This is a genomic window from Agromyces sp. Marseille-Q5079, assembly GCF_051016555.1.
Classification (GTDB): Bacteria; Actinomycetota; Actinomycetes; order Actinomycetales; family Microbacteriaceae; genus Agromyces.
The window spans coordinates 437,967-456,778 of the sequence record NZ_JBPEJF010000001.1 but is presented as its reverse complement, the minus strand read 5'-3'; the positions used below and the strand labels follow the sequence as shown (position 1 = coordinate 456,778).

The following is an 18,812-nucleotide window of genomic DNA, read 5'->3' as shown; positions in this document are numbered from 1 at the left end:
CCGCCGTGGACGATCCCACCATCAGGGGACTGGTGGGCGGGGTGCTCTGGCCGGGGTTCCTCGGCCGGGGCATCCCGGATCTCTTCCGCCGCGAGCTCGACGAGGGCGGCCTCGCGGGGCTCGTGCTGTTCGCGCACAACCTCGGCGACGAGGGCGAGCGGATGTCGCTCGCCGCCGAACTGCGCGACCGCGATCGCCCGCTCGTGGTGGGCATCGACGAGGAGGGCGGCAACGTCACGCGCACCGAGTCGGCCACCGGGTCGACCCTGCCGGGGGCGGCGCAGCTCGGTTTCGTCGACGACCTCGCGATCACCGAGGCCGTCGGCGCCGAGCTCGCCCGCCGGTCGCTCGCCGTGGGGGCCAACGTCGTGCTCGCGCCCGTCGCCGACGTGAACACGGATCCCCGCAACCCGGTCATCGGGGTGCGCTCGTTCGGCGACTCCGCCGAGCTCGTCGGCCGGCACGCCCGCGCCCAGGCCCGCGGCATCCGCCTGGCCGGCGCCGCGCCCGCGGCCAAGCACTTCCCGGGCCACGGCGACACCCACCTCGACTCGCATCACGCGATGCCGACCCTCGAGATCGGCCTCGACGAGCTCGAACGCACGCACCTGCCGCCGTTCCAGGCGCTCGTCGATGCCGGCGTGCCCGCGATCATGACCGCGCACGTCGTCGTGCCGGCGTGGGGCGAGCAGCCGTCGACCCTGAACCCGGTCGCGCTCGGGCGCCTGCGCGCCATGGGCTTCGAGGGCGTCATCATCACCGACGCGCTCGACATGGCCGCGGTGCGCGAGTCGGTCGGCGCCGGGCCCGGTGCCGTGCAGGCGCTGCTCGCCGGCGCCGACCTGCTCTGCATCAGCAATCCGGCGAACCTCGGCGCGGCCGCCGCGCCCGACCAGGACGCGCGCGACTTCCGCGAGGTGCAGCGGGCGATCCTCGCGGCGGTCGACGACGGCACGCTCCCCGTGTCCGTGCTCGAACGCGCCGCGGCCCGCGTGCGGGTGCTTGCGGCGACCCTCGCCGATGCCCGGACCGAGGCGGATGCCGCGTCGCGCACCGTCCCGTCCGGCGCCGTGCCCGTCGTGGCCTTCGACCCGGTCGACGCCGCGGCCGTCGCCCGCGCAGCGATCTCCATCGACGGCGAGGTCGCGGCGCTGCCTGCACCGCGCACGGTGCTCGACATCCGGGGCCGCTCGACCCTCGCCGTCGCGAGCGACCGGGACTTCCTCGAATCCGCACTCGCCGCCGGCGGCGCGGTGCTCCGCGGCGATGCCGCCGTCCCGGGTTCGGGTGCGCTCGTCGTGCTCGCCGACCGGGTCGGCGCCGACGGACCGCAGCGCGAGCGCATCGCGAACGTCGCCCGCCTCAGGCCCGACGCCGTGGTCGTCGACGCGGGCGTCCCGGGCGCGCCCCTGCCACTGCCCACGGTGCGCACGCGCGCCGCGAGCCGCCTCGCCGCGGATGCCGCGGCCGCCGTGCTCGCCGAGGGGTCCGCCGGCTCGGAGGCGACCGCATGATCGTGCTCTCGCTGCAGTCCGGCACCTCGGTCGACGGGATCGACGTCGCGGTCGTGGCGATCGACGTCGTGCCGGGCGGCGAGACCCGGCCCGGCGTCGACACCGATCCGGTGCACCTCGTGATGACGCCGATCCACACCGCGACGGTCGACTTCGACCCCGAGCTGCGCGCTCGCGTGCTCGCCCTCGCCGCCGGCGAGGCGACGACCGTCGGCGAGGTCGCCCGGCTCACCACGCTGCTCGGACAGGCCTTCGCCGAGGCGGCGGCCGGCGGCATCCGCGACTCGGGCGCCGCGCCCGACCTCATCGTGTCGCACGGCCAGACCGTCTTCCACTGGGCCGAGCACGGGCACGCCCGTGGCACCCTGCAGCTCGGGGATCCCTCGTGGATCGCCGAGCTCACGGGCGTGCCCGTGCTCTCCGACCTGCGCGCGGCCGACATCGCCGCCGGAGGCGAGGGCGCCCCTCTCATGGCGTTCTTCGACCGGGCCTGGCTCGCCCGCGAGGCGACGCAGGCGGGTCGGGTCATCGCCACGGTGAACCTCGGCGGCATCGCGAACGTCCAGCTCGTGCACCCGGGCGGCGACGTGCTCGCGTTCGACAGCGGCCCGGCCAACGGGCTCGTCGACGCCGTGGTCGACCGGCACTCCGGGGGTGCGGCGGCCTTCGACCGCGACGGCGCCCTCGCCGCCGCCGGGCAGGTGCGCGCGCCGCTGCTCGAGGCCCTGCTGCGGCATCCGTACCTCGCCGCCGTGCCGCCGAAATCGACCGGTCGCGAGACATTCGACCTCGCGGTCGTCGACGACGCCGTCGCGGCGTCCGGCGTCGGGGCGATCCCGGTCGAGGACCTCGTCGCCACCCTCACCGAGTTCACGGCCCGCACGGTCGTCGACGCGATCCCGGATGCCGCGGCCGAGGTGATCTGCTCGGGCGGCGGCGCGCACAACCCGGTGCTGCTCGAACGCCTGTGCGCGCTCGCGGCCGAGCGCGGCATCCGCGTCGTCTCGAGCGCCGAGCGCGGCGTCGACCCGGCGTTCAAGGAGTCGCTGATGTTCGCCCTGCTGGGCTTCCTCAGCCGACACGGCGTGCCGATCGCGCTCTCGACGATCGCCGCGCGCGTGGCCGGCCGCATCACGCCGGGCCGTGAACCGCTCGAACTGCCCGCGCCGCTCGCCGGCGTCGCATCCGTCACCATCGCGCCGCCCGTCGCGCGCACCACCGCACCGTCTGAAACCGGGGGAGCAACATGACCTGGTCCGCACCGAAGCCCACCCGCGAGCACGTCGAACTGCGCGACCTGCTCGCCGACCTCTCGACCGAGGAGGTCAACCTCGCCCACGCCGAGTTCGACCTGATGCCCACCGAGTCCCAGGTCGGCGCGATGCTCGACGAGAGCAGCGCCGCCGTGGCGGCCGTCGCCGAGGTGACGCCGCAGATCGGGGTCGCGGTCGACGCGATCGTCGCCCGCCTGCGCGCCGGCGGACGCCTGGTCTACCTCGGCGCCGGCACGGCCGGGCGCATGGGCGTGCTCGACGCGAGCGAGATCCCGCCGACGTTCGGCACCGATCCCGCGCTCGTCGTGGGCGTCATCGCGGGCGGCGACGTCGCCCTGCGCTCCGCCGTCGAGAACGCGGAGGACGACGCCGAGCGGGGCGCCGCCGACCTCGCTGCGATCGGGCTCACCGCCGGTGACGCGCTCGTCGGCATCTCTGCCTCGGGCCGCACCCCCTACGTGGTCGGCGCCCTCGAGTACGCCCGGGGGATCGGCGCCTTCACCGTCGGCCTCGCCTGCAACCGCGACTCCGCCATCGGCCGTGCCGCCGACCTCGCGATCGAGACCGTCGTCGGCCCCGAGATCGTCGCCGGGTCCACCCGCCTCAAAGGCGGCACCGCGCAGAAGCTCGTGCTGAACGCCATCTCGACCATCGCGATGGTGCGCCTCGGCAAGGTGCACGGCAACCTCATGGTCGACGTGCAGGCGACGAACGCGAAGCTCCGCGCCCGCGCCGAGCGCATCGTCATGCAGGCGACCGGGGCGGATGCCGCCGCGGCATCCGCCGCCCTCGAGTCGGTCGGCGGCAGTGTGAAGGCCGCGATCCTCGTCACCCTCACCGGGGTCGCGCCCGAGGTCGCCCTCGCGCGCCTCGTGGCGGAGGATGGCGTGCTGCGCGATGCTATCTCCAGCGTGAACGGCGGCACCGCGCACGCGGTGAGCGCCACGGATTGAGAAGGGTCCCCATCTGATGTCGGCGAACGTGCTCTCGGAGATCCGCCAGGCCCTGCCGCGCCTCAGCTCGGCCGAGGCCCGCGTCGCCGAGGCGATCATCGCCGACCCGGGCATCGTCGTCGACCTGACCATCACCGAGCTTTCGACCGTGTGCGGCACGTCGCTCTCCACGGTCGCCCGGTTCTGCCAGACCCTCGGGTACAGCGGCTACCGCGAGTTCCGCATGGAGGTCGCAGGGGCCCTCAGCCGCGAGGAGGCCGAACGCGACCGCTTCGGCCTCGCCGACTCGGACATCGGCGCCGACGACTCCGCCGCCGACGTCGTCGCCAAGATCGCCTTCCACGAGGTGCTCGCGATCGAGCAGACCGTGAAGGGGCTCGACACCGTCGTGCTCGACCAGGTCGTCGAGGCCGTCGTCGGGGCCGGCCACGTCGACCTCTACGGCTTCGGCGCGAGCGGGCTCACCGCTCAAGACCTGCAGCAGAAGCTCGGCCGCATCGGCATCTCGGCGGCGTGCTCGGTCGACGTGCACCTCGCGCTCGTGAGTGCGGCGCTGCGCAAGCCGACGGATGTCGCGATCGGCATCTCGCACTCCGGCCTCACGGCCGAGACGCACCACACGCTCGAGGTCGCGCGCGACGCCGGCGCGACCACCGTGGCGATCACGAACTCCCCAGACTCGCCGCTCGCGGAGCTCGCCGACTTCGTGCTCACGACGCGCGCCCGCGAGTCGACCTATCGCATGGGCGCCATGTCGAGCCGCATCGCGCAGCTCGCACTCGTGGACTTCCTGTTCGTGCGGATCGCGCAGCGCCGCGATGACGTCGCCGCTCCGCTGCGCCGCACGCGCGAGGTCACGGCGAGTCACCGCATCGGCTCCCGGCGCCGCACCACGGGCTGAGTCGCGAACCGAGTCGCGCACGCACCCCGCGGTCGCGGCGACGGACCCGGCGGTTCGGCCGGCCGGGGCCATCGGGCGGCGCGGGCGTGTGCGACGAGCGTTGTCGGAGGCCGCGCGTACCGTGTCAGCCATGACGAAGCAGATGCAGCAGACCCTGGTGCCCGAGATGGCCGACGAGCTCTGCCCGCGCTGCGGCTCGGAGGCCGTGCGCGTGGCCGACACCATCACCCTCAGTGGCGGAGACCCGCTCTTCGACTGCCGCGAATGCGGCTTCGAGTGGGGCGAGCTCCTCCGCGACCTCATGGCCTGACCGACGAGCCGGGTCGCTCGGGCGACCTCGGCGGTCGTGGCCTCGACCGTCGCGGTCTCAGAGGTCGAGCACGGTGAGCGACACCGTCACGTCGCCGCCCTCGACGAGGCCCTCGGCCACGCGCACCGCCTTCTTCATCGGCAGCATGTAGCACCCGACCTTCGATTCCGGGAAGATCGACGTCGACCACGTCGAGCCGCCCACGGCCACGCGGACGCGCACCGACCCGAACCCGCGTGGCGGGCGCGGGATCTCGCGGATGTCGGCCGAGATCTCCTCGGGAACCGTCACGAAGAACCAATTGGCCTGTGAGGCCCACTCCCAGAGCGGGGCCGCGAACTCGAAGCGCATGCGGGCAGGCTAGCGGAGGCCGCCGACGGCGAAGAGACTCGCGGCGAGGTTCGCGATGGCGATGCCGGCGGCGACGACGACCAGCAGGCCGAATCCGATCAGCACGCCGGCGATGGTCCACAGCACGCGACGGCGGTGCGATCGTTCGACATCCGCGGCCGGCGGCCCTCCGGCAGGGGCGGATGCCGCGGTGCCGGCGTCGTTCGGCGGAAGCGGCACCGTGGTGTGCTCCGACGGCGTGACGACGTGGGCGGCCGGGGCGGTCGCGGCGGGGGGCATCCGGAGCGTCGCGGAGACGAACTCGGCGGGCTGCGTCGCGGACCCGAACGCCGGCGGCGTCGGGCTCGACGGCATCGAGGTGAACGACGGGGCGGAGGCGAACCCCGGCACCGAGGCCGAGGTGATGGTCGGAGCGGAGCCGGTGTCGGCGACGGCGTCGACCACGGCGACGGCGACCGGACCCGAGGGCTCGTCGACGGAGCGCGGGGTCGTGTGCGGCGTCCAGGACGCACCGTTCCAGTACCTCAGCACGGCGGCATCCGCCTCGTCGTCGTACCAGCCGGCGGCGCGTCGCTCGGTCATCGTTCACCTTCCGGGGCTCGGGCGGGTCGTTGGAGTCGGATCGCGCGCACCGCGAGCTGCACGGCGGCGATGACGATAAAGGCGGCGAACAGGCGCGCCGACCACTCGGGGGAGAGGAGGAAGGCGATGCCCACGCCGCCGAACGAGGCGATGGTCGCGGCGACCCCGACGATGAGCGCCTCGCGGAGGTCGACGAGCTTCGCGCGCGAGTTGGCGACGGTGCCGCTGATCGCGGTCGGGATCATCACGGCGAGCGACGTGCCCTTGGCCATGAGGTCGCCCATGCCGAAGAAGGCCATGAACGCGGGCACCATGATCGCGCCGCCGCCGATGCCGAAGAGCCCCGACGCGATGCCCACGCCGATGCCGAGCGCGAAGAGCGCGAGGTCGGGCAGGAGGTCCAGCCCGACATGCCCGCCGCCGCGGGCGGGCACCAGGAGCAGCATCCGTGCGGCGATGCCGATGAGCAGCGCGATGAACAGCCATCGCAGCCAGACGAGCGGGAGCCGACGCAGCAGCCAGGTGCCGATCCATGATCCGAGCACGCCACCGATCGCGACGAAGAGGGCGGCGACGAGATCGACTTCGCCGTTGACGAGGTACGTGATCGAGCCCGCGATCGAGGCCGGCACGATCGCGGCGAGCGAGGTCGCGGTCGCGCGCCGCTGGTCCATGCCGGCGAAGACGATGAGCAGCGGGACCATGAGGATGCCGCCGCCGACGCCGAACGCACCCGAGAGCAGGCCGCCCGCCGCACCGACGAGCGCGAGGCCGACCCAGGGCCCACGCCGCGCCGTGCTGGCGTCGGGCGGGGTCGCGGAAGGCACCAGCCAACTGTAGTCGGCGTCGGCGCGGCGGCCGAGGCTCAGGCGGCGCGATCGCCCGCCGAGACGAGCTCGTCGAACGTCGCCCGAGGTGCGGCCGGAGCGGACTCCAGTGCCGCCGCGGCCGCGGCCGCGTCGGCTTCGAGCGGCATCGCCGCAGCGGAGGCGACCGCGCCCGAGCGTCGCACGCCGCGGGCCGCCATCACGAGTCCGACGCCGATGGTCGAGCCGAGCGTGTTGAGGAGGAGGTCGCGAGGGTCGGAGACCCGGTCGGGGAGCACGAGCTGCACGATCTCGATGAACGCCGTGAAGGCGAAGCCGGCCAGGAGCGCGACGGGCCAGCGTCGACGATGGATGAGCAGCGCCGCCACGACCCCGACGGGGACGAACAGCAGCACGTTGAACGCGATCTCGCTGATGTAGCCGGTGGACCAGGTGTTGGTGGAGGTCCACGCCGCGATGTTCAGGATGCCGCCGTCGACCTCGTGCCCGTCGGTGCTCCAGGGTGCCGGGCCGATGGTCAGCCAGAGCACGCCGGCGGCGTACACGGCGGCGGCGAATCGCAGGGGGCGGCGGTTCATGCGACGATTCTCCACCGATTCGGGCCGTTCCGTCTGCGATCCGGAGCATGTTCCCAGACCTCGTTCAGGGATTCGCTTATCACGAACTCATCACGTAGTCTGTACAGCCGCGAGGAAACCGATAGGCTAGCCGGACGATTCCTCCATCAAGCGGGCGCTCGCCCGTAGCTCAAACTGATTGCCCGGAGGCGGACTGTTCCGCGTGGCATGACCCGATACGAGACGGCGGATGCCGAGTGCACCCCGCCCCTCGCCCCCTCTCTGACGGCACCGTGTCGTCGGGGTCGCGATCGACACCGATCGCATCGGGTCCGCAAGTGCGGCCCGCAAGACAGAAGGACAGCAGTATGGCAACCGGAACCGTCAAGTGGTTCAACGCCGAAAAGGGCTTCGGCTTCATCGCTCCCGACGACGGCTCGGCCGACGTCTTCGCGCACTTCAGCGCCATCACGGGCAACGGCTACCGTTCGCTCGAAGAAGGCCAGAAGGTCGAGTTCGAGGTCGCCCAGGGCCCCAAGGGTCTGCAGGCGGAGAACATCCGCGGTCTCTGATCCGCGACGTTCGCATCAACGAACGCCGCCGCTCCACTTCGGTGGGCGGCGGCGTTCGTCATTCCACCGGGTATTCCAGCGGGCGCCCGGATGCCGCATCCGGACGCCCCGGGTGTCACGGAATGGACGCGGCATCCGCCTCGACATGATCGCGCCAGGAGTGCGCGGGCTCGAAGCCGAGCAGCCGGCGCGCCTTGTCGATCGAGAGCAGCGTCGTGTTGACGCCGAGGTCGCCGCGAACCTCGACGCCCGGGAACACCTCCGCCACGAGTTCGGCGTTCGGTCGCGACATGACCGTGTCGGCCGCGGCGATGATGAAGCGGTCGAAACCGGGCTGCGCCACCGCCAGCGCACGGCTCACGGCCTGGGCGCCGTCGCGGCCGTCGATGTAGCCCCACAGGTTCCACTTGCGCAGCATCGCATCGGCGTCGAAGGCGGGGAACGCGGCGTAGTCCTCGGGGTCCATGACGTTCGAGAAGCGCAGCGCCGTGATGGAGAGCTCGGGATTCCAGCGCACGAGCTCGATCGCCATCGTCTCCTCGAGGTGCTTCACGAGCGAGTAGGTCGACTCGGGCCGCGCCGGGTACGCCTCGTCGACCGGGATGTAGGGCGGCGGCACGTCGAAGGGCAGGCCGAGCACGGTCTCGCTCGAGGCGGTCACGATGCGGGTGATGCCGAGTCGCTTCGCGGCCTGCAGCACGTTGAACGTGCCGAGCATGTTGTTCCGGAACGTGGCGGCGTCGCTCGCGAGCCCGGGGGCGGGGATCGCCGCGAGGTGCACGATGGCGTCGGCCCCGTCGTGCCGGTCGTCGACCCCGGCGATCGCGTCGATCACCTGTCCGTAGTCGGTCAGGTCGACGCGCACGACGCTGCCGCGCTCGCCGGCCTGGTCGAGGTTCACGACGTCATGGCCCTCCTCGCCGAGGGTCTTGACGACGGTGCGGCCGAGCTTGCCGGATCCTCCGGTGACGATGATGCGCATGCGATCAGTCTCGCAGTCGAGGTGCGGCGCCGCACCCGGATCCGACACCGGCTCCTTCCGGAGGCGAAACGCAGACGAAGGATGCCGAAAGCGGCATATATTACGCTGTTTTTCCCAGCCCGTTCCCATGCTGAGGCCATAACGTTCGAGGCATCTTCAACGGGTGTTCGCCCGTGACCCGCGGCTGGGAAGTCGATGACCAGCTGGGAACGATCATCACTCACACCGAAACCCTCGGTGCGATTCGGGCTACGAAGCCCCGCACCGGTTCTGCGGATGTCACGCGCAGCTTCACCGCCCTTTCCCGAGTCGTCCGCGAGTCCGGCCTCCTGGCCCGCACCCGTTGGTTCTACGCCGCGCTGGTGACCGTGCTTGCGCTCGCCCTGGGTGGCGTGATCACCGGGTTCATCCTGCTCGGCGACTCGTGGTTCCAACTGCTCATGGCCGGCGCGCTCGGCCTGATCCTCACGCAGTTCGCGTTCCTCGCCCATGAGGCGTCCCACCGCCAGGTGCTCGAGTCGGGCCCGGCGAACGACCGGGTCGGCCGCATCCTCGCCGCGGGCGTCGTCGGCATCAGCTACTCGTGGTGGATGACGAAGCACACGCGTCACCACGCGAACCCGAACAAGATCGGCAAGGACCCCGACATCGAGTGGGACACCATCTCGTTCACCGAGACGGATGCCGCGAAGCAGAAGGGCCTGCTCGCCGCGATCACGCGCAAGCAGGGTTACCTGTTCTTCCCGCTGCTCACCCTCGAGGGCCTGAACCTGCACGGGCGCTCGGTCGCCACCCTCATGGAGCGCCGCCCGGTCAAGGGTCGCTGGATCGAGCTCAGCCTCATCGCCGTGCACTTCATCGTCTACTTCGGTGCGCTCTTCTGGGTGCTGCCGCTCGGCATGGCGTTCGCCTTCATCGGCGTGCAGATGGCCGTGTTCGGCGTCTACATGGGCGCGTCCTTCGCGCCGAACCACAAGGGCATGGCCCTGATCCCCGCCGACTCGAAGCTCGACTTCTTCTCGAAGCAGGTGCTCACCTCGCGCAACATCTCGGGCGGACTGTGGGCGAGCACGCTCCTCGGCGGCCTCAACTACCAGGTCGAGCACCACCTCTTCCCGAACATGCCGCGCCCGCACCTCGCGAAGGCGCGCGAGATCGTGCGCGAGCACTGCGCGACGATGGGCGTGCCCTACACCGAGACGACGCTCGCGCAGTCGTACGGCATCGTCATCCGATACCTGAACCAGGTCGGCCTCGCGGCACGCGACCCGTTCGACTGCCCGATGGTGAACCAGTTCCGTCGGGTGTGACCAAGACTTCCGGTCGCGGACATCGCAACCGGAACCCGCACGGCCAGGCCGTGCACACCGCACTCACCTCGGTGGGGCGGAATGAATGAAGGAATACAACATGGCTACCGGAACCGTCAAGTGGTTCAACGCCGACAAGGGCTTCGGCTTCATCGCTCCCGACGACGGCACCTCTGACGTCTTCGCGCACTTCAGCGCGATCGCATCAGACGGCTACCGCTCGCTCGACGAGAACCAGAAGGTCGAATTCGACACCGCCGCCGGACCCAAGGGTCCGCAGGCCGAGAACATCCGCGTCATCGCGTAGTTCTCGCACACAGTGATCGGCGCCTCGCGCCGGTCGACGAGCGGATGCCACGGTCGCCCGCCTCCTCGTGAGGTGTGCGCCGAGGCATCCGCTCGTTCTCGTTTCCGGGCGAACCGCCCGCCGCATGGCACGGTGGCGTTCGCGCGAACGCCGCCTGGAGCGCCGATGGCGGGTGCGCGCCGAGTGGTCTGGGCGTCTTCGGAGCTTGGCTGCCTAGGCTCGCGTCGACCCCTTGCAACCCTGAACGAGGAGCCCCCATGCAGTGCCCCAATGACGGAGCCGTGCTCGTGATGAGCGAGCGCAGCGGCATCGAGATCGACTACTGCCCGACGTGCCGTGGTGTGTGGCTCGACCGCGGTGAGCTCGACAAGATCATCGAACGAGCCGCAGGCGATTTCGGTGCGGCCCCCGCCGCAGCCCCGGCCGCACCCGCAGCGCCGGCGCAGCCCGCGTACCAGCCGCCGCCGCAGCAGCCGGCGTACCAGCAGCCAGCGTACGGCCAGCAGTCCTACGACAACCGCGGGTACGACAACCGCGGGTACGGCGACCAGGGCGGCTATCGCAAGAAGAAGAAGGACAACTGGTTGTCCGAGCTCTTCGACTGAGTCGACCCCGGCTTTTGCACACGACCGGATGCCGCGGCGCGGCGCTCATGACGAGCGCGGCGCCGCGGCATCCGTCGTCTGCGAGGCCGGCGACGGCCGCCCGACGGCCGCACGACGGCCGCACGACGGCCGCACCACGGCCGCGGCTCAGGCAGTCGACGCCGGGTCAGGAGGTTTCCGCGGGATTCGGCCTGAGCCGCGCGCGTTCGCCTGAGCCGGGTGCGCGCCCTGCCGACCGAGGTGCCCGGTCAAACGACGCGTACGACCAGGGTCAGCCGCGCCGGGCGGGCGCGCCGCCGACGCGGAGCCGGTCAGGCGCGCTGGGCGAGCGCCTCGACCACGCGGCGGGCGACCGAGGCGCTCGACTGCGGGTTCTGGCCGGTGATGAGGTTGCCGTCGACGACCACGTGGTCGCTCCATGGCGCGGCCGACTCGATGACGGCGCCGCGCTCGCGCAGGCGGGACTCGACGAACCACGGCGTGTTCTCGCCGGTTCCGCCGGTGCGCTCCTCCTCGTCGGTGAAGACCGTGAGGCGGCGGCCCGCGAACGCGAAGGAGCCGTCGGCGAGGTTCGCCGAGAGCAGCGCGGCCGGGCCGTGGCAGAACGGCGCGATGACGGCGCCGGCGTCGTTCGCGGCGACCAGCACGCGGCCGGTCGCGGCGTCGGACGCGAGGTCGGCCATCGGGCCGTGGCCGCCGGGCAGCACGACCGCGGCGTAGCGGGACGCCTCGACGTCGGCGATCGCGACGGGGGAGGAGAGCTCGCCCGCGATCGACGCGAGGTGGTCGGCGAACTCGCGAGCCCGCTCCTCGCCGCCGGTCTGCGACGGGTCGAGGCTGCCGGGGTCGACGGTCGGGGCGACGCCGCCGGGCGTCGCGAACGTCACGGCGTGGCCGGCCGCGACGAGGTCGCGGTGGGCGGTGACGAGCTCCTCGGCCCAGAAGCCGGTCGGGTGCTCGGTGCCGTCCTTCATGGTGAGGCTCGTGGCGGCGGTGACGATCATCAGGATGTCGCTCATTGCGGTGTTCCGTTCGGTTCTCGTGGAGTGAAGTGAAGTGAAGTGAGGTGAAGTGAGGTGAAGTGAGGTGAAGTGAGGTGAAGTGAGTTGAAGTGAGTTGAAGTGGGGTGAGGTTGGGGGTGAGGTGGGGTGCGTCGCGCGAGGATGCGCGGCTCAGGCGGCGTGGAACTCGGCCGGGTGCGGTCCGGTGCGCCCGTCGCGGTCGAGCGCGTCGATCGCGGCGAGCTCGTCGGCGCCGAGCTCGAAGCCGAAGACGTCGAAGTTCTCGGCGATGCGGTGCGGCGTGACGGACTTCGGGATCACGATGCGCCCCTGCTGCAGGTGCCAGCGCAGCACGACCTGTGCGGGCGTGCGTCCGTGGCGCTCGGCGATCGAGGTGACGGATGCCTCGCCGAGCACGGCGCCCTGCGCGAGCGGGCTCCACGCCTCGGTCGCGATGCCGTGGCGGGCGTCGGCCGCGATGACGGCCCGGTTCGCCATGGCGGGGTGCAGCTCGACCTGGTTGACGGCGGGCACGACGCCGCTCGCGGCGATGAGTCGCTCGAGGTGCTCGGGCTCGAAGTTCGAGATGCCGATCGCGCGGGTGCGCCCCTCGGCGAGCAGCCGCTCGAGTGCGCGCCACGTGTCGAGGTAGCGACCCCGGTCGGGCGTCGGCCAGTGGATCAGGTAGAGGTCGAGTTGCTCGAGCCCGAGCTTCGCGGCACTCGCGTCGAAGGCACGAAGGGTCTGGTCGTAGCCCTGGTCGGAGTTCCAGACCTTGGTCGTCACGAACAGCTCGTCACGAGCGAGGCCCGACTCGGCGATCGCGCGCCCGACGCCCGCCTCGTTGCCGTAGACGGCGGCGGTGTCGATGCTGCGGTAGCCGACCTCGAGCGCGGTGGCGACGGCCGCGACGGTCTCGTCGTCGGGCACCTGGAAGACGCCGAAGCCGAGCTGCGGCATCCGGACGCCGTTGTTCAGGGTGATGGTGGGAACGGTGGTCATGCGGGTCCTTCCGGGACGGGGTTTTCGGGGTTCGGGTGGTGGTTCGAAGGGGCGTGTCAGTGAGCGGATGTCGCGAGCGACCCGGTGGCGGTCGTCGGTCGGGGCGCGGCATCCGCTCGGTCGGCCACGGGTGCGCCGGCCCGCGCCGTGGCCCATGCGACCACCATGACGACGAGTGCGGCGGCCGTGATGATCGCGCCGACCCAGATGGGCGAGGTGTAGCCGAGGCCGGCGGAGATCGCGATGCCGCCGGCGAAGGCGCCGAGCGCGTTGCCGAGGTTGAAGGCCGCGATGTTCGCACCCGATGCGAGCGTGGGCGCCTGGTCGGCGTAGCGCATGACCCGGCTCTGCAGTGCGGGCACGGTGCCGAAGCCGAATCCGCCCATGAGCACCAGCAGCACGACGACGGCCACCGGGGATGCCGCGAGCCAGGCGAACAGCGCGAGCACCACGACGAGCGCCGCGATGAAGCCGAGCAGGGTGCCGTCGATCGAGCGATCGGCGAGGCGGCCGCCGATCCAGTTGCCGACCACGAGGCCCGCGCCGAAGAGCACGAGCAGCCACGGCACATCGGTCGCGGCGAATCCGCTGACCTCGGTGAGCGTGTACGCGATGTAGGTGAAGGCGCCGAACATGCCGCCGAAGCCGAGCACGGTGACGGTCAGCGAGAGCCAGACCTGCCCGGAGCGGAACGCCCCCAGTTCGCGGCGCAGGCTCGGTGCGGCGGCGCCGGCGGGGCGGGCGTCGGATCGGAGGCTCGGCACGAGCACGGCGATGCCGATGAGGGCGATGACGCCGATGACCGAGATGGCCCAGAACGTCGAGCGCCAGCCGAACTGCTGCCCGAGGAACGTGCCGAACGGCACGCCGAGCACGTTGGCCGCGGTGAGCCCGGTGAACATGATCGCGATGGCGCCCGCGCGCTTCTCGGGGGCGACGAGGTCGGCGGCGACGACCGCGCCGATGCCGAAGAACGCGCCGTGGCAGAGGGCGGCCACGATGCGGCCGGCCATCATGGCCTCGTACGTCGGTGCGAGCGCCGAGATGGCGTTGCCGGCGATGAAGAGCCCGAGCAGGCCCATGAGCACGGGCTTGCGGGGGAGCCGGGTGGCGGCGGCGGTGAGCACGAGGGCTCCGACGACGACGGCGAGGGCGTAGCCCGAGATGAACCAGCCGGCGGCGGCCTCCGAGACGCCGAAGTCGGCGGCGAGGTCGGGCAGCAGGCCCATGATGACGAACTCGGTCAGGCCGATGCCGAAGGCTCCGATCGCGAGGGCGAGCAGTCCGATTGGCATGCGAGGTTCTCCTGTACACTTGGGGAAGTAGTTGCAAGCGCCGACTATTGCGAACGCAGGGTCAATAGTTGCACACGCAATTACCTAGCGCAAGCAACTACTTTCGCATCGACACGCAGACCGACCTCCGGGAGACGACATGGGCATCGCCGACGACGCGGTCGAGGTGCGCGCGCACGGATGGCGCACGCTCGCCGCACTGCATGGCCTCATCGAGAGCGAACTCGAGCGGGCGCTCGCGGCATCCGTCGATCTCTCGGTCGTGGAGTACACGGTGCTCGACGCCCTGAGCCGTCAAGACGGCTGGCACATGCGCATGCAGCAGCTCGCGCGGGCGACCGCGCTCAGCCCCAGCGCGACCACCCGGCTCGTGAACCGCCTCGAAGACCGATCACTGCTCACGCGCGTGCTCTGCGCCGACGATCGGCGCGGCATCTACACCGAGCTCACGCATGCCGGCCGGGCGCTCTACGAGCGGGCGAGGCCCATCCACGACGAGACGCTCGAGCGCGTGCTCGGCGAGGCGCAGGCGCAGCCCGAACTCGCCCCCGTGGTCGAGGCGCTGCACGGCGCCGGGCTGCCGGTGGCTGCGAGCTGAGCTCGAAAACGCGCGCGGCGCGGTGCGGCGCGGCATCCGGGATTCAGGCGAACGTCGCCGGCTCAGGACGTTCTCGCGCGATTCGGCCTGAGTCGCGCGCGTCTGCCTGAATCGCGGTCGCCGTCGCGCGCACGATGACGGCGCGCCGATTCCGTCGCGCGGCACTGGCGGCGCCCGATGGCGGCGGCTCCTACGCCGCGGCGCCCGAGATGTTCACGAGCCAGCTCGCGCCGAACCGGTCGACGAGCATGCCGAACGCGTCGCCCCACGGTGCGACCTCGAGCGGCTGCTGCACGTTCGCGCCCTCGGAGAGCTGTTGCCAGTAGCCGCGGATCTTCGCGTCGTCGTCGCCCGAGATCGACACCGAGACGCCGGAGATGCCCTGGTACTCCATGTGCTGCGGCACGTCGGCGGCCATGATCGTGATGCCGTCGGCGCCGTCGACCTGGCCGTGCATGACGAGGTCGGCCTCCGAGGGGTTCTGGGAGGCCTGGAAGTCCGCGAACGTGCTGATGTTGAGCGTGCCGCCGAAGATCGCGTGGTAGAACTCGAGCGCCTCGCGGGCGCTGCCCCGGAAGTTGAGGTAGGGGTTCAGCGTGACGGGCATGGCATCCTCCGGATCGTCGTCGGTCGAGGTGGTCCATCGTCGATTCTGCTCCGGATGCCGCGAAGATGCGAGGGATTCTCGCGAAGGCTTGACGGCGGCCGTGCGTCGTCGTACTCTTTAGTCAATCAATCAGTTGATCAAACAGAAGGTTGCATACGCGAATGATCCTCGATCCGAGTGCCGACGACCGGCTCGACCGGGCCTTCATGGCCCTGGCCGACCCGGTGCGACGCGGCATCATCGCGAGGCTCAGCCGTGGTCCGGCGACCGTCAACGACCTCGCCGAACCCTTCCAGATCACCAAGCAGGCCGTGTCCAAGCACATCCAGGTGCTCGAGCACGCGGGGCTCGTCACGCGAACGCGCGACGCGCAACGTCGTCCCGTGCACCTCGCGCCGGCACAGCTCGAAGCCCTCACCGCGTGGATCGACCGCTACCGGCTGATCCACGAGCAGCAGTTCCGTTCACTCGATGCGCTGCTCGCCACCACCAGCGGCACGGATGCCGCACCATCCGGGGCCGACGCCACCGTCGACCCCGCACGCAAGGCAGAGAGATCATGACCACCACCACGAACAACCCCGTCACCATCACGGCCCCCGAGGGCCTGCCCTTCATCGACATCGAGCGCGAGTTCGACGCCCCGGTCGCCGCCGTGTTCAACGCGCACCGCGACCCCGAGCTCGTCAAGCAGTGGCTCGGGCCGAACGGCTACGACATGCAGATCGAGCGCTGGGACTTCGTGCCCCAGGGCGGATACCGCTACGTGCACGTCGACCCCCAGGGCGAGGCGTACGCGTTCAACGGCACCTTCCACTCGGTGCGCGAGAACGAGTTCGCCATCCAGACCTTCGAGTTCGAGGGCTACCCCGACGTCGTCGCGATCGAGTCGATCGCCTTCGAGGACCTCGGCGACGGGCGCTCGCGCGTCCGCATCCACTCGGCGTACCCCACCCTCGAGGCCCGCGACGGCATGATCGCCTCGAACATGGAGATGGGCGTGCGCGAGGGCTTCGAGCGCCTCGAGGCCCTGCTCACCGACTGACGCACGCCGCCCGAGACAGGAGCACGCCATGGACTGGACCCTCGAAGTCGTCATCGTGCCGGTCAGCGACCTCGACCGCTCGATCGCCTTCTACCGCGACCAGGTCGGGTTCGAACTCGACCACGAGACCACCAATGAGCACATGCACGTCGCGCAGCTCACACCCCGCGGCTCGGGCTGCTCGATCGTCATCGGCAACCTGCCGTCGCAGAACGACATGGCGCCGGGAGCGCTGCACGGCGTGCAGCTCGTCGTTGCCGACGCCGAGGCCGCGCGCGCCGAGCTCGTCGAGCGCGGCGTCGACGCGGGCCCGATCATGGTGTTCGACGAACGCGACGGCGGCACCTTCTTCGGCTTCGCCGACCCCGACGGCAACACCTGGGCCGTGCAACAGATCACGGCCCGCGCCGAGCGTCCGCTGATCCCGGTCGACGCCCGGCAGCGGTTCGGCGCCGAGCAGGAGGCCTGAGACGACGGATGCCGTGACGCGGGCGCTCTCCTGACGCCCGCGTCGCGGCATCCGCTCGTCCTCGCCCGGCCGACGTGCGAGCATCGAGGGATGACGACCGAGATCCTCCGCTACGCCGCCTTCACCGATCGGCCCGACGGCGGCAACCCGGCCGGCGTGGTGCTCGACGCGAGCGCGTTGACCGACGCCGAGATGCAGGCCATCGCCGCCGAGGTCGACTTCGCCGAGACCGCGTTCGTCACGGGCCGCGACGGCGACGCCTACCGACTGCGCTACTTCTCGCCGATCGCCGAGGTGCCCTTCTGCGGCCACGCGACGGTGGCGACGGCCGTGGCGCTCGCCGAGCGGGGTGTCGGCGGCGGCATCCGCTTCGCGACGCCCGTCGGCGACATCCTGATCGAGACGACGACCGGAGCGGCGGGTCCGCGCGCCGCGTTCACGAGCGTCGACACCGACCTCGCCGACCTGCCAGAGGCCACCGTCGACCGGCTGCTCGACCTGCTCGGGCTCGACGCGTCGGCGCTCTCGACGACACTGCCGCCGAGGCTCGCCTTCGCCGGCAACTGGCACCCCGTGCTCGTGCTCGACGATGCCGCGGCCTTCGACGGCTTCGCGTTCGACGCGGCCGACGTGCGCGCGTACATGGACGAGCAGGGCTGGCCCGCGACGATCACCGTGCTGCATCGGCTGGGCGAGGCACGGTTCGAGGCCCGCAACCTCTTCCCGGTCGGCCGCATCACCGAGGACCCGGCGACCGGGTCGGCCGCGGCATCCGTCGGCGGCTACCTGCGCGCCCTCGGCGCGGTCGACGTGCCGGGCCGCGTCGTGATCGAGCAGGGCCGGCACGTGGGGCGACCGGGAGAGCTGACCGTCGACATCCCGGCGGCCGGCGGCATCACCGTGAGCGGCGGGGCCGTGTCGATCGACCACGCACGGCCGGAGTCGGGTCGCATCGACCCGACTCGGTGATGACATCCGCTCGGGGGCATTGCGCCGGATGGCTCCGGAGACGATCATGAACCGGGGGGATTTCTGCATGGGACGACAAGCCAGAGCGACCTGGATCAGCGACGAGGGGTTGGCCGCGGTGACGCTCCACCTCGAGTCGGGCGGGTTGCACGTCTCGGGTGAGCGCCGCGCGCGGCTCCCGAGGTCCGCACTCTCGCACGTCCAGGCGTCCGACGGGGTCGTCTCGTTCGTCGCCGACGGCGACACGTACCGGTTCCGGCTCGGTGCCGCCGCGTCGGCGTGGGCCGACGCGCTCACGACCGCGCCGCCGAGCCTGGCCGAGAAGCTCGGCATCGCGGCGGGGCGCACCGTCGCGGTTCGCGGAGACCTCCCCGTCGTCGAACTCGAGGTCGCACTGTCGGACGCCACGCGCGTGCCGCCGTTCGAGGCCGAGCTCGTCGTCGTCGTCGTGCGCGACCACGACGAGCTGCAGTCCCTGCCCGTCTGGTTCCGCGAGTGCGGCGTGGCCTCACCGGTGTGGGTCGTGCACGGCAAGGGGCGGCAGAGCACGGCGCCCCGCGACACGGCCGTGCGCAGCGCGCTCCGCGAGAGCGGCTGGCACGACACGAAGGTCAGTGCCGTGGCCGACGCCTGGTCGGCCACGCGGTTCCATCCGGCCAAGGCGGTCGGCTGACGCCATCCGCTCGAGCGGTCCGCGCACGACGCGACGAGCCGGCCCGCACGGCCGAGCGGATGTCGCGGGCCGGCGTTAGGCTCGACGAGCGGTCGGGGCGCTCGAGGA

At 71.6% G+C, this 18,812-nt stretch carries 24 protein-coding genes; 15 read left to right on the top strand and 9 right to left on the bottom strand.

All coding sequences use genetic code 11. The features are described from left to right. The first annotated feature begins 5 nt into the window (after positions 1-5). From ACR3IO_RS02120 to ACR3IO_RS02100, 5 genes are all read left to right on the top strand, one after another. Positions 6-1,514 carry a glycoside hydrolase family 3 N-terminal domain-containing protein gene (locus tag ACR3IO_RS02120; protein ID WP_434069506.1) on the top strand — a complete coding sequence of 503 codons (1,509 nt, stop codon included), beginning with the start codon at positions 6-8 and terminating at the stop codon, positions 1,512-1,514. Then, positions 1,511-2,764 carry an anhydro-N-acetylmuramic acid kinase gene (locus ACR3IO_RS02115; RefSeq protein WP_434069505.1) on the top strand — a complete coding sequence of 418 codons (1,254 nt, stop codon included), beginning with the start codon at positions 1,511-1,513 and terminating at the stop codon, positions 2,762-2,764. The genes ACR3IO_RS02120 and ACR3IO_RS02115 overlap by 4 nt, the downstream gene beginning before the upstream one ends. Continuing rightward, positions 2,761-3,741, top strand: coding sequence for an N-acetylmuramic acid 6-phosphate etherase (gene murQ / locus ACR3IO_RS02110; protein WP_434069504.1), 981 nt, complete (start codon positions 2,761-2,763; stop codon positions 3,739-3,741). Before ACR3IO_RS02115 ends, murQ begins: the two co-directional genes overlap by 4 nt. Positions 3,742-3,757: 16 nt before the next feature. Beyond that, positions 3,758-4,642, top strand: coding sequence for a MurR/RpiR family transcriptional regulator (locus tag ACR3IO_RS02105; RefSeq protein WP_434069503.1), 885 nt, complete (start codon positions 3,758-3,760; stop codon positions 4,640-4,642). Between the two features lie 130 nt (positions 4,643-4,772). Beyond that, the gene (locus tag ACR3IO_RS02100) at positions 4,773-4,952 is read left to right on the top strand and encodes a hypothetical protein (protein WP_434069502.1); all 180 of its coding nucleotides are present in this window, start codon (positions 4,773-4,775) and stop codon (positions 4,950-4,952) included. A gap of 57 nt (positions 4,953-5,009) precedes the next feature. Here ACR3IO_RS02100 and ACR3IO_RS02095 read toward each other — a convergent pair whose 3' ends face one another. Genes ACR3IO_RS02095 through ACR3IO_RS02080 form a run of 4 tightly spaced genes read right to left on the bottom strand, consistent with a single transcriptional unit; the run spans position 5,010 to position 7,290 of the window. Next, positions 5,010-5,303, bottom strand: coding sequence for a DUF1905 domain-containing protein (locus tag ACR3IO_RS02095; RefSeq protein ID WP_434069501.1), 294 nt, complete (start codon positions 5,301-5,303; stop codon positions 5,010-5,012). 9 nt (positions 5,304-5,312) lie between these two features. After that, entirely contained in the window at positions 5,313-5,885 is a 573-nt protein-coding gene (locus ACR3IO_RS02090) for a DUF2510 domain-containing protein (RefSeq protein ID WP_434069500.1), read from the bottom strand. Next, complete coding sequence (locus tag ACR3IO_RS02085; protein WP_434069499.1) at positions 5,882-6,712, bottom strand: sulfite exporter TauE/SafE family protein; 831 nt, start codon at positions 6,710-6,712, stop codon at positions 5,882-5,884. The genes ACR3IO_RS02090 and ACR3IO_RS02085 overlap by 4 nt, the downstream gene beginning before the upstream one ends. 38 nt (positions 6,713-6,750) lie before the next feature. Then, positions 6,751-7,290: a VanZ family protein gene (locus ACR3IO_RS02080; RefSeq protein WP_434069498.1), complete on the bottom strand. Its 540-nt coding sequence runs from the start codon at positions 7,288-7,290 to the stop codon at positions 6,751-6,753. A gap of 347 nt (positions 7,291-7,637) precedes the next feature. On the opposite strand from ACR3IO_RS02080, the gene ACR3IO_RS02075 reads away from it, so the two are divergent. Continuing rightward, a complete protein-coding gene (locus ACR3IO_RS02075; protein ID WP_129520071.1) occupies positions 7,638-7,841 on the top strand; it encodes a cold-shock protein in 204 nt (67 codons plus the stop codon). Between the two features lie 115 nt (positions 7,842-7,956). On the opposite strand, the gene ACR3IO_RS02070 is transcribed toward ACR3IO_RS02075, so the two are convergent. Continuing rightward, positions 7,957-8,823 carry an NAD-dependent epimerase/dehydratase family protein gene (locus tag ACR3IO_RS02070; protein ID WP_434069497.1) on the bottom strand — a complete coding sequence of 289 codons (867 nt, stop codon included), beginning with the start codon at positions 8,821-8,823 and terminating at the stop codon, positions 7,957-7,959. Positions 8,824-9,065: 242 nt separating this feature from the next. On the opposite strand from ACR3IO_RS02070, the gene ACR3IO_RS02065 reads away from it, so the two are divergent. The 3 genes from ACR3IO_RS02065 (at position 9,066) to ACR3IO_RS02055 (ending at position 11,045) form a co-directional block, all read left to right on the top strand. Next, positions 9,066-10,133, top strand: coding sequence for a fatty acid desaturase family protein (locus tag ACR3IO_RS02065; RefSeq protein ID WP_434069829.1), 1,068 nt, complete (start codon positions 9,066-9,068; stop codon positions 10,131-10,133). 100 nt (positions 10,134-10,233) lie between these two features. Next, positions 10,234-10,440 (top strand): cold-shock protein, encoded by a 207-nt coding sequence (locus ACR3IO_RS02060; RefSeq protein WP_434069496.1) that lies wholly within the window; start codon positions 10,234-10,236, stop codon positions 10,438-10,440. A 257-nt stretch (positions 10,441-10,697) separates the two neighbouring features. Further along, the gene (locus tag ACR3IO_RS02055) at positions 10,698-11,045 is read left to right on the top strand and encodes a zf-TFIIB domain-containing protein (protein WP_434069495.1); all 348 of its coding nucleotides are present in this window, start codon (positions 10,698-10,700) and stop codon (positions 11,043-11,045) included. A gap of 311 nt (positions 11,046-11,356) precedes the next feature. On the opposite strand, the gene ACR3IO_RS02050 is transcribed toward ACR3IO_RS02055, so the two are convergent. The 3 genes from ACR3IO_RS02050 to ACR3IO_RS02040 all read right to left on the bottom strand — a co-directional run bounded on the left by ACR3IO_RS02050 (position 11,357) and on the right by ACR3IO_RS02040 (position 14,343). Beyond that, entirely contained in the window at positions 11,357-12,064 is a 708-nt protein-coding gene (locus tag ACR3IO_RS02050; RefSeq protein ID WP_434069494.1) for a type 1 glutamine amidotransferase domain-containing protein, read from the bottom strand. A 153-nt stretch (positions 12,065-12,217) separates the two neighbouring features. After that, positions 12,218-13,048 (bottom strand): aldo/keto reductase, encoded by an 831-nt coding sequence (locus tag ACR3IO_RS02045; RefSeq protein ID WP_434069493.1) that lies wholly within the window; start codon positions 13,046-13,048, stop codon positions 12,218-12,220. A gap of 56 nt (positions 13,049-13,104) precedes the next feature. After that, positions 13,105-14,343 carry an MFS transporter gene (locus ACR3IO_RS02040; protein WP_434069492.1) on the bottom strand — a complete coding sequence of 413 codons (1,239 nt, stop codon included), beginning with the start codon at positions 14,341-14,343 and terminating at the stop codon, positions 13,105-13,107. Between the two features lie 139 nt (positions 14,344-14,482). Here ACR3IO_RS02040 and ACR3IO_RS02035 point away from each other — a divergent pair, with 139 nt between their 5' ends. Continuing rightward, positions 14,483-14,941 (top strand): MarR family winged helix-turn-helix transcriptional regulator, encoded by a 459-nt coding sequence (locus tag ACR3IO_RS02035; protein WP_434069491.1) that lies wholly within the window; start codon positions 14,483-14,485, stop codon positions 14,939-14,941. 190 nt (positions 14,942-15,131) lie between these two features. Here ACR3IO_RS02035 and ACR3IO_RS02030 read toward each other — a convergent pair whose 3' ends face one another. After that, positions 15,132-15,548 carry a VOC family protein gene (locus ACR3IO_RS02030; RefSeq protein ID WP_434069490.1) on the bottom strand — a complete coding sequence of 139 codons (417 nt, stop codon included), beginning with the start codon at positions 15,546-15,548 and terminating at the stop codon, positions 15,132-15,134. A gap of 161 nt (positions 15,549-15,709) precedes the next feature. Here ACR3IO_RS02030 and ACR3IO_RS02025 point away from each other — a divergent pair, with 161 nt between their 5' ends. The 5 genes from ACR3IO_RS02025 (at position 15,710) to ACR3IO_RS02005 (ending at position 18,704) form a co-directional block, all read left to right on the top strand. Beyond that, on the top strand, positions 15,710-16,111 hold the full coding sequence (locus ACR3IO_RS02025; protein WP_434069489.1) for an ArsR/SmtB family transcription factor: 402 nt from the start codon (positions 15,710-15,712) through the stop codon (positions 16,109-16,111). Further along, positions 16,108-16,593 carry an SRPBCC family protein gene (locus tag ACR3IO_RS02020; RefSeq protein WP_434069488.1) on the top strand — a complete coding sequence of 162 codons (486 nt, stop codon included), beginning with the start codon at positions 16,108-16,110 and terminating at the stop codon, positions 16,591-16,593. The genes ACR3IO_RS02025 and ACR3IO_RS02020 overlap by 4 nt, the downstream gene beginning before the upstream one ends. 28 nt (positions 16,594-16,621) lie before the next feature. Then, positions 16,622-17,062: a VOC family protein gene (locus ACR3IO_RS02015; protein WP_434069487.1), complete on the top strand. Its 441-nt coding sequence runs from the start codon at positions 16,622-16,624 to the stop codon at positions 17,060-17,062. A 90-nt stretch (positions 17,063-17,152) separates the two neighbouring features. Continuing rightward, a complete protein-coding gene (locus ACR3IO_RS02010) occupies positions 17,153-18,031 on the top strand; it encodes a PhzF family phenazine biosynthesis protein (RefSeq protein WP_434069486.1) in 879 nt (292 codons plus the stop codon). A 67-nt stretch (positions 18,032-18,098) separates the two neighbouring features. Next, positions 18,099-18,704, top strand: coding sequence for a hypothetical protein (locus tag ACR3IO_RS02005; protein WP_434069485.1), 606 nt, complete (start codon positions 18,099-18,101; stop codon positions 18,702-18,704). Positions 18,705-18,812 lie beyond the last annotated feature (108 nt).